Annotated in this window: 7 protein-coding genes; 2 read left to right on the forward strand and 5 right to left on the reverse strand. The window is 55.0% G+C overall.

The window, feature by feature from the left end:
• Nucleotides 1-217 precede the first annotated feature (217 nt).
• From FX155_RS11300 to cpaB, 5 genes are all read right to left on the reverse strand, one after another.
• Complete coding sequence (locus FX155_RS11300) at nt 218-1,183, reverse strand: type II secretion system F family protein (RefSeq protein WP_154488794.1); 966 nt, start codon at nt 1,181-1,183, stop codon at nt 218-220.
• A 72-nt stretch (nt 1,184-1,255) separates the two neighbouring features.
• Complete coding sequence (locus tag FX155_RS11305) at nt 1,256-2,359, reverse strand: response regulator (protein ID WP_279127302.1); 1,104 nt, start codon at nt 2,357-2,359, stop codon at nt 1,256-1,258.
• A gap of 13 nt (nt 2,360-2,372) precedes the next feature.
• A complete protein-coding gene (locus tag FX155_RS11310; RefSeq protein ID WP_154488796.1) occupies nt 2,373-3,191 on the reverse strand; it encodes an AAA family ATPase in 819 nt (272 codons plus the stop codon).
• A 45-nt stretch (nt 3,192-3,236) separates the two neighbouring features.
• On the reverse strand, nt 3,237-5,009 hold the full coding sequence (locus tag FX155_RS11315) for a type II and III secretion system protein family protein (protein WP_195839662.1): 1,773 nt from the start codon (nt 5,007-5,009) through the stop codon (nt 3,237-3,239).
• A 2-nt stretch (nt 5,010-5,011) separates the two neighbouring features.
• On the reverse strand, nt 5,012-6,037 hold the full coding sequence (cpaB, locus tag FX155_RS11320; protein ID WP_229778539.1) for a Flp pilus assembly protein CpaB: 1,026 nt from the start codon (nt 6,035-6,037) through the stop codon (nt 5,012-5,014).
• Between the two features lie 216 nt (nt 6,038-6,253).
• Here cpaB and FX155_RS11325 point away from each other — a divergent pair, with 216 nt between their 5' ends.
• On the forward strand, nt 6,254-7,837 hold the full coding sequence (locus tag FX155_RS11325) for an NAD(P)/FAD-dependent oxidoreductase (RefSeq protein WP_154488800.1): 1,584 nt from the start codon (nt 6,254-6,256) through the stop codon (nt 7,835-7,837).
• Nucleotides 7,827-9,512, forward strand: coding sequence for a hypothetical protein (locus tag FX155_RS11330; RefSeq protein ID WP_154488802.1), 1,686 nt, complete (start codon nt 7,827-7,829; stop codon nt 9,510-9,512). Before FX155_RS11325 ends, FX155_RS11330 begins: the two co-directional genes overlap by 11 nt.
• Nucleotides 9,513-9,696 lie beyond the last annotated feature (184 nt).

Genomic DNA, 9,696 nt, shown 5'->3' on the forward strand with positions numbered 1-9,696 from the left:
TTATCGATGGCATGGTTTGTCTAACAAGCTTGAAGGATGTCAGAAAAGTTGATGAATCTTGTACATCGATTCGTTTTTTATGCCTGATTTTTTTAGTTTTGTGTCCAATTTTTGTTGACAAGTGCAAATCATAGTTTTCACCTCCTTCAGTGAACTGGTACAATTGCAATATTTATAAAAAGGGGAAATCCCTTTTTACCAAAATTCAGGGGACATATTAAATCTTGATGTCCACAATCCGGCTGATAAGCAGATAGCCGATGATTTCCATCACCACCGCAACGCCGATGGCCATTTTTCCTATACTGGTGGTCAGGAGCGGTTTCAGATATTCCGGAGAACTTACCGCAAAAAATAATCCCAAAGCCACTGGAATACAGGTCAGCACAATTCCAGAGAATTTTCCCTGTGCCGTCAGTGTCCCCACTTCCCGGCGGAGCCGAATCCGTTCGCTGATGGTTTCCCGGATGGTATCCAAGATGGTGGCCAGGTTGCCCCCCACCTGCTGCTGGATCAATACGGCGGTGATTACCAATGAGAAGTCCTCGTTCCCCACCCGCTGGTCCATTTCCTGGAGAGCATCCTCCACAGTCCGGCCCAGGGCCGTGTTCCGCATTACATTGGCGAATTCCGTGGACATGGGAGGCTGCATTTCCCGGGAGATGATCTCCATGGTCTGGAGAAAGGAGAACCCGGCCCGGAGGGAGTTGGATACCAGGGTAAGGCAATCCGCCAGCTGCCGTTCAAAGGCTTCTTTCCGGCGATTGATCCGCCGTTTCAGGAAAATCAGGGAACCGAAGATGGCCAGGATACCTCCCAGCAGCCCGGTCACCAGGCTCCGGCCCATAAGGGCTGTCACCAGGAACACCAGCACCGCCAGTCCCCCGGAAATGGCCAAGTATTCGTTCCCCAACAGGGGCAGCCCGGCCTGGATCATCATCAGGTCCAGTTTTTTCCGGTTCCAGGGACGCCCTGGCCGCCGGACCCGTTCCGCAAACAGTTCATGGAACTTAGTCCGGAGGATTTCCAAAAAGCCTGCCCGACGGACCTCCGCCGGGGTATATCCTGCATACTGCTGGATCCGCTGGGACACTTCCCGCCGCCGCTGGATATAGACGGAAAGACCGGCGTAAAGCACCAGGAAGAACAGAAAGGCAAAAAGCAGAGCTACCAGACCAATCATGCTTTTTTACTCCTTTCTATCTGTATTATACCATGGATGAGCCTGTTCACAACTGTCAAGATGGAAGAAAATTCACCAGTTTTTTATGGTCCCGGCCATCTGCTCCACCGCCTGGGAGAAGGGATTCTCCGGGGCCTGGGTCAGCAGCAGCCGGCCATTGTCCGCAGCAGAAGACACTGCCAGGTATTCGTTGGGCAGCACCTGGAACACCGGGAAGCCCAAGGCCTGGGAAAATTCCTTCCGGGCTTCTTCCGTGCAGGGATTCACCCGGGTGAACACCGGCTTCACCCGCCGGTCGCAATCCTCCCAGGCTTTGAAAATCTCCAGGGCCCGTTTCATATGCTCCACTTCGTAGCCCCCGTTCACCATGGCCATTACCAGGGTCTTGTCCGCCAGTTCGCAGGCAGTGCAGGCCACATCGGAAAATCCCGAAGACAGATCCACCAGCACATACCGGAAGATTCCCCGGGCCATTTCGATCAGGCTGGTGATGCCTTCCATGGTCACCGTTTCCGCCAGGTCCGGTTTGGCCGCCCCGCACAATACGGACAGTTCCTCATTCACCGGGACGAAATAGGATTTCAAAGTAACCGGAGACAGGAAGGAAATATCCCGGATGGCCTCCACAATGGTGCTCTGGGGGGTCAGGTTGAAGAACACCCCCATATCCCCGAACTGGAGATCTCCGTCGATGATGGCCACCGGCTCCCCGGTCTGTTGGGCCAGGGCCGCCCCCAGGTTGGCAATCAGGGTGGTTTTCCCGCTTTTCCCCTTGGGGCTGAAGAAGGCGATCACTTCCGAATTTCTGGAAGCCGAAGTGTTCTGAAGGTTCTTCAGGGTTTCCTGGAGCTCTTCCCCGGAAAAAGGCTTCACCATAAAGCCCCCGGCCCCGGATTGGAGCAGCCGTGACTGAGCCTCTGCATCCCACCGGCGGCTCATGCCGATGATCACCGTATGTGGATAGGCTTTTTTCAGATCCGGCAGCAGGGTGCTGTTCCGGTCCAGGTCGATGTCCAGCAGGATCAGTTCCGGCTTGAAGGCCTGCATCTGTCCCAGGGCATCCCCCGCATTCCGGTACCGGGCGCTCAGCTCGAACCCCGGCGTATTCCGGATGACGCTGGAAAGCCTCTCCTGCATCACCTGGTTTTCTTCAATAAGGACGGTTCTGTAACCCACGGTTCATGCCTCCTCAGGAAAAGATACGGCTCAGCCAGCCGCCTCCGGAATTGTCCCCCCGACTGTCCCGGGCTTCGTTTTCCGGATGCACATACCCATCCACCATGGAAGCCATTCCCTGGGCCAGCAGGGTATGCCGGCTGCCCAAAATACAGGGCACTCCGGTGCGGATGGATTCCTGGGCAGTCTGGAAATCATTGGGCAGCACATAATCGAAATGCTTCCCCAGAATGGATTCCACATCCTCCACATCGATCCGGGTCTTGGCATTGCTCCGGTTCAGTACATAGCGGATCTTGCTGTCGTCATATCCCAGTTCCTTCAGGGTATCCGATCCCCGCTTCATGTTCTTGATGGTGGGAATGAAGTCCACGATCCCCACAAAGTTGATCAGGGTGGACAGGTCCATTATGGACAGATTCAAAGCACTGAAAGTGGAGGTGGTGTCCAAGATCACATAATCATATTCCAGCTGGAGCTGGAGCACCAGGGATTTGATGATATTGTTGTCCATGTTGTAGGCCTCTTCCAGCAGTTTGGGATTGGCCAGCACATCGAACCCGGTGTTCCCTTCCTGGTACCGGGTCAGGTATTCCACCGCCACCGTATCCTTGGGATTCTTTTCCATGGATTTTTGGGCGTCTGCAATGGTCCGTTCCGGGTTCAGCTTCAGATAATAGCACACATCCCCGAACTGAAGATCCAGGTCCACCAGGCACACTTTCAGTCCCTGCCGGGCCAGTTCCGCTGCAATGTTGATGGCCAGCAGCGTTTTGCCCACGGCATAGGCCGTGCTGAAAACCGTAAATAGGGTCCCTTTCCTGCCTTCCATAGCTTCAAGCCTCCTGCTGTTTCTGGTTCTTTATCATGCAATCATTCAGGGCCGGGTGGGATTCTGCCACTGGTCACGGTACTCCTGCTGGAGCTTCCGGACCCGTTCCCTAAAGCTGGTGGTCCGCCGAGGTTCCGGCTTCTTCTTTTCCACCAGCAGGGGTTCTTTTCCGGTGTTCCGTCCTTTGTTCTCTGCTTCCCGGGCTTCCGGTTCGTCCAGCTGGATTTCCCCGTTGGGTTTTTCCACCCCTACCACTTTCAGGTTTTCTTTCCGCAGCTGGTAATCATCTTCAGAGAGAGGCACCAGGACGGTTTCGCCCTTTTCGTCAGTGGTCCGGAGCAGCCGGGAAGGTGGTTCCGGTGCTTTCTTTTCTTCCAGGATCTCCGTATCCGGATGTTCCTCCGGACGGCCGCCCCAGATATCCCGTTCCTGCTTGTCGTTCCCCGGTTTCACAGGGGTATTCACATCCACTTTTTCCGCATTCCGTTCATACCGTTCGGATGCCTCGTAATTCTCCTTCATCCGCTGGCTCATGGATACCGGGGAATCGTCCCCTACCAGGAGCGGGGTGATCAGGATCAGCAGTTCCCGGTTGTCCCGAGTGGTGGAAGTATGCCGGAAGAACTGGCCGATAATGGGAATATCCCCCAGGAGCGGAATTTTGGAAACGGACTTGCTGTCTTCGGAATTCAGCAGGCCCCCGATGGCCATGGTCATGCCGGAGCGGACGTTGATCATGGCTTCCGCTTCCCGGGACGCAATGGCCGGAATGGAAAAATCGTTTTCCTTCACACTGTGGCCGTAATCCAGGGTGGATACTTCCGCATGGACCTTGGAAGTGATTTTGTTGTCCGCGTCCACCACCGGCTCGATGTCCAGCTTCACCCCGTAATCCCGCCAGTCAATGGCAATCTGTCCGTCACCGGCAGAGGTGGGAATGGGGATCCGGCCCCCGATGAGGATTTTGGCCTTCTGGCCGCTCATGGTGGTAATGGAAGGCCGGGACAAGATCCGGGCCTTGCCGCTGGTGACCAGGGCCTGGAGAGAAGCGTTCAGGTTGGACAGATGGCTGCCGAACCAGCCGAAGCTCCCCCGCTGTTTGTAGAAGTTTTCCCCGGCGTAGAACAGACCGGGCGTCCCCCGGGTAATATCCGAGGAATTGCTGTCACCGGTAGTATTATCCCCCAGAGTGGGAGACCAATACTGGATTCCCAGGTCTTTTTCCGCCGAGGTGTTGATTTCGATGATCTGGGCCACCAGCCGCACCTGGGTAGGCTCCGTCATATCCAGCATATCGATGATGTTGGAATCGGTACTCCCTCCCTGGGCTGTGGTGCCTTCCTTTCCTCCCGCCTGAGCGGTGGAGGTGCTGCCGCCCCCGCTGCCCAGATACATCTGGGCCACCTTGATGGCGGAATCGTGTTCATACTGGTTCTGGACCCGGCCCCGGAGCAGCACCTTGCCGTTCATCATCTGCACCTGGACCTCCGGATAGCCGATGGCTTCCTGGATGGCCTGGGCCGTCCCTGCATCACTGCCGGAGACAAATACATTGTATTCTTCCCGGCCGTTGTCGCTCCACACCAAAAGAGTGGTAGAACCGGGCTTTTTCCCCACCAGCAGGAAATCGTTCCCGGACAGGAGCCGCACATCGGCGATTTCCGGATTCCCCACCGCCAGCCGGGTGATCCCGGAGGCTTCCATATATCGGGACCCGTTCACCGCCACACTCAGGGTGGTGGCAGCCAACGCCTGTCCCGTCATTCCCAGAATGGCCGCCGTAACAAGGAGGCCCATGCGTTTACTGTAATTGATCATGTTCATTTCCCCCTGGTAGCACTGGTTCCCCGGATGACTTCAATTCCCGACAGTCCGTCAGCATCTCCCCCGCCGTCTCCGGAAGGAGCTGCCGGTGCCTGGGGAACCGGCCGGGGCGTATAGTCACGCTGGACAGCCGGTGCCGGTGCCGGCGCAGGGGCGCTGGCCGGACTGTTGGGCAGAGGGATCACATAATATCCAATGGATTTGTCTTCGGCAGAGCCGTCCGCCGGCCGGAGCATCATCTGGAGCTGGCCGATCCGGGAAGAGCCGATCAGTTTGGCTGCATCATAAGGAGTCAGGGCCACGGTCACCACAGAAGGCGTCCCCATGGATCCGGTGCTGCCGGTGTTCCCGGTGGGCTGGCTGCCGTTGGGCATGGTCTGTTTCCCGTTGCTGCCGCTGGTCTGGGTGGTGGTACCCTGGGGCCGGTCGGAGCTTTTGTTCACTGCCAGGATCAGTACATCCTTCAGCAGGGTCTTGGAAACAATCCCGTTTCCTTCCTTGTCCGTCACCAGCAGGATATCCACTTTGTCCCCGGGTTTGGCGAAGCCGGAAACCCCGGTCACGTCATTGACCCCGAAAGAAACCGCCCGCATACCGTCAGGGATCATCCCTACAAAGCCGCCCCCGTGGGAGGTGAGCTTCCGTTCCGTCAGGATATCCCCGGTAAACAGGTCGATGCCGGTTTTCTTGCCCAGAGCCTGTTTCTTGTCCGTCAGGGCACCGGCGGGCACCAGGTTGGCGGGCACTTCCACGGTTTTCAGCATATCGTCGGTAAGGACGGTCTGAGGCGCGATGTCCCGGGCCGCTTCCACCACGGTTACATTCCCTGCCGCCACCTTTCCATTGTTCTGGTCCGGAAACAGGGCGGACAGGATCACATACAGCAGCAGGAACACAGCCAGTGCTGCGGATCCGCACAGAAGCAGCAGCTTCCGAGGCGACATTTTTTCGATGATTTCAGTGAGTTTCTCCAGCTTCTTCACAATGCTCCCCCTTCGTTCCCCGGAAAAAGACGGCAACATCCCCAAACCGTCCTCCTCCTGTTCCTATCCGTCACAAATGGTCACGTGACCGAATTGTGAATATTTTTCTCTATTTTACCACATTTACACCGGTTGTACCACTGTTTGGCTGAGGAATCGTATGAAAAAGGGCCCTCTTCCTTCTTCTTCCACAATCGTATATAATAAAAACAGTTTTGACTGTTATTTAAATCACTGACAAAAGAGGGACCGCACATGACAAAACAGGCTGTAATCATTGGGGCCGGGCCGGCGGGGCTTACGGCTGCCTATGAACTTCTGCGCACCACATCCATTCACCCCCTGATTCTGGAATCCGATACCCAGGTGGGCGGCCTTTCCCGTACCGTCAACTTTTCCGGCAACCGGATGGACATCGGCGGCCATCGTTTCTTCACCAAAGACTCCCGTGTCCAGGCCCTGTGGGACAGTCTCATGCCCCGTGCCTCCGCCCCGGCTCTGGACGACCGGCTGCTCCATCGTTCCTGCACCCTGGATCCCCAGGGATTGGATCCGGAAGAGACGGACCAGGTATTCCTGGACCGCCAGCGGGTATCCCGGATCCTGTACCGGCACAAATTCTTCGATTACCCGGTATCCCTGAACCGGACCACCATCCGGAACCTGGGGATCCCTGCCATGGCAGGAATCGGCTGTTCCTACCTGTATTCCTGCTTCCACAAACGGCCGGAGAATACCCTGGAAGATTTCATGATCAACCGGTTCGGAGAAAAACTCTACCGGACCTTTTTCGCCGGCTATACGGAAAAGGTCTGGGGCCTTTCTCCCAAAAACCTCTCTGCCGACTGGGGCAGCCAGCGGATCAAGGGCATTTCCATCGGTGCCGTGCTGAAGGACCTGTTCCAGCGGACCTTCCACATCCAGCCCAAGGAAGTCCAGACCTCCCTTATCGAACGGTTCCTCTATCCCAAATTCGGCCCCGGCCAGTTCTACGAAACCCTCCGGGACGAAGTGCTCCGTCTGGGCGGGGAAATCCGCATGGGAGCCACAGTCACCGGATTCACCAGCGGCCCGGGAAAGACCCTGTCCGCCGTCCAGTATCGGGATCAGCAGGGGAAGCTGCACCAGGTGCCCGGGGATATTGTCCTCTCCACCATGCCGGTAAAAGACCTGGCTGCGGGGCTGCCCCAGGACTGGCTCTCCCCGGAAGCCCGAGAAACCGCTGCCACCCTCCCCTATCGGGACTTTATGACGGCCGGGCTCCTGGTGGACCGGCTGGAACTGAAAAATGAAACGGACCATCCCACCCTCAACCATATTGTCCCGGACTGCTGGATCTATGTCCAGGAACCGTACGTAAAATTGGGCCGGCTCCAGATCTTCAACAATTGGTCCCCCTACCTGGTCCGGGATCCCCTCCACACCCTGTGGATCGGCCTGGAATATTTCTGTCAGGAAGGGGACGCCCTGTGGTCCATGACCGACAGTGATTTTATTTCCTTTGCCGCCAAGGAACTGGAAACCATCCAGGTGATCCGGCCCGGTGCCGTACAGGAAGGCCATGTGGTGCGGATGAAAAAAGCCTACCCGGCCTATTATGGCAGCTACCGGGATTTTCCCCGGCTCCGGCAGGAACTGGACACCATCCCCAATCTCTACTGCATGGGCCGGAACGGCCAGCACCGGTACAACAACATGGACCATTCCATGCTCTCCGCCCTCACTGCCGTGGATCTGATTCGCCAGGGCGAAACCAATAAAACTGCTCTGTGGCAGGTGAATACGGAACAGGAGTACCAGGAAACGGAAACACAGAGAGGACAGAACCATGAAAAATAAGATGGGATCTCTGGTCTATGCTTTTCTGATGCTATTGGTTGTAGTGATTTTCACCAACCGGTTTGACAATGATGGCTGGTTTCTGCTGAACAGCGGCCGGTATGTGGAACAATTTGGCATCCCCCATGTGGAGCCCTTTACCATCCATCAGAACTTCCATTTTGTCATGCATCAATGGCTCTTTGATCTGGGGTTGTGGAAACTGTACAAGCTGGGCGGTCTGAAAGCCATGATTGCTTACAACTGGATTATGGCAGCCCTTTTCTTTTTTGTCTATGTCCGGCTGGTAAAGTTGAAAATCAGACAAATTTCGGGCTCTGTCCGTTTTTTCCTGCTGCTTTGGCTTCTCCTGCTGTCCGCAGGCTATCTGTTCCAGCGTCCCCAGACCATGTCCGGCCTGATTTTTCTTCTGGAAATTTATCTGCTGGAAAGATCTGTCAACCAGCCCCGTGTGCCCCGGGTCCTGATTCCTTTGTTCTTTTTGCTGTCCGTTCTCCTGGTCAACCTCCATGGAGCCATGTGGCCCATGTTTACGGTTTTCCTGCTGCCCTATACCTTCGAAGCCTTGGTGGGTCCCCATCTTCCCTTTAGCAAATGGGAACTGACCTGGAAAGCCAAAGATTTCCTGTTGCTGTTTGCCGCCATTGTGGCAGGCGGCTTCTGCAGCCCGTATGGAACAGAATCCATGACCTATGCCTTCAATTCCTATGGATATAAGGACATTAACCAATTGGTATCCGAGATGCATCCCCTGAGTATGGATCCAGGATTCCCCTATCTGGTCATAATACTTGTTCTTCTGTTTTTCTGCACCGCCATCTATGCCCGCCATTCTCTTCCTCTGCGGCAGCAGCTGCTGGCTCTGGGCACTGGGTTCATGGCACTTCAGGCCAACCGGAGTTCCTTTCTTTTCTTAGTGGCCGGACTTTTTCCCTTGGCTGACATTCTGGCCGATCACAAAGATTTCCATGCCACTGTCAGTGTTTCTTCCTGGCCCCAAACCCGCCGGATGGTTCTTCTGTTGGGAACGGCGGCTTTGTTCGGCACTTGGGCACTGTTTCAGCAAACAAAGGTAACCTCCGACCGCTGCCCTCTTTTTTTGGGTGCTTTTGGAATCCTGTTGCTGATGGCAGTATGGAATTTCCGGATACTTTGGAAAGAGCGGTTGAATCCCCTTACACTGCGTCCAAACCTCCGGACACTGTTTGCAGCTCTTGCTTTACTGCTGCTGGTTCCTTTTTCCATAGCAAAACTCCAACTGCCCCGAGAAGATTTCGTTCTTGCCAAAAGCGTGGATGTGATTCAACAGGACGCCAATGGAAGTCCCATTTGCCTGTGGACAGGATACAACGATGGTCCCTATGCAGAATTCCAGGGAATTCCCTGCTACATGGATACCCGGGCCGAAGTCTTCAAGACCAAACTGAACCACCAGAAAGACGTGATGGAAGAATATTGTTCCCTGATTTCCGGAAAACTGGATTATCGGGATTTTGTCACCCGGTATCCCTTCACCCATTTTCTCACCACCGATCTGGACCCCCTGTATGTGAACCTGAAAAATGATCCCCGGTTCGAACTGCTGTGGGATTCGGAAGAAGATCAGGAGGTGCAGGAAAAGGCCACGGAGGTGGAGAAGAAGAAAAGAGTACGGATATATAAATGGAGAGATTGAGGCGTTGCCCCAATCTCTCCATTTTTGTCAGCTTCCAGGTTCAGATTCTGAAAAGTATCAAGGTATTTAGACACATAGAACCGTGACATTTTTCTACCCTGCTAATTGTTTGTATTTTTCATTCGGGGTTACATAATCGATACCCGAATGAATACGATTAGCATTGTAATCAATAATATATTCA

It is taken from the genome of Acidaminococcus fermentans (assembly GCF_009696675.1).
Classification (GTDB): Bacteria; Bacillota; Negativicutes; order Acidaminococcales; family Acidaminococcaceae; genus Acidaminococcus.

What these genes read in the sequence shown, in the direction of transcription:
- FX155_RS11330 (WP_154488802.1), top strand. Translation starts at nt 7,827, where the DNA reads ATGAAAAATAAGATGGGATCTCTGGTCTATGCTTTTCTGATGCTATTG.
- FX155_RS11300 (WP_154488794.1), bottom strand. Translation starts at nt 1,183, where the DNA reads ATGATTGGTCTGGTAGCTCTGCTTTTTGCCTTTCTGTTCTTCCTGGTG.
- FX155_RS11315 (WP_195839662.1), bottom strand. Translation starts at nt 5,009, where the DNA reads ATGATCAATTACAGTAAACGCATGGGCCTCCTTGTTACGGCGGCCATT.
- FX155_RS11310 (WP_154488796.1), bottom strand. Translation starts at nt 3,191, where the DNA reads ATGGAAGGCAGGAAAGGGACCCTATTTACGGTTTTCAGCACGGCCTAT.
- FX155_RS11325 (WP_154488800.1), top strand. Translation starts at nt 6,254, where the DNA reads ATGACAAAACAGGCTGTAATCATTGGGGCCGGGCCGGCGGGGCTTACG.
- cpaB (WP_229778539.1), bottom strand. Translation starts at nt 6,037, where the DNA reads ATGTTGCCGTCTTTTTCCGGGGAACGAAGGGGGAGCATTGTGAAGAAG.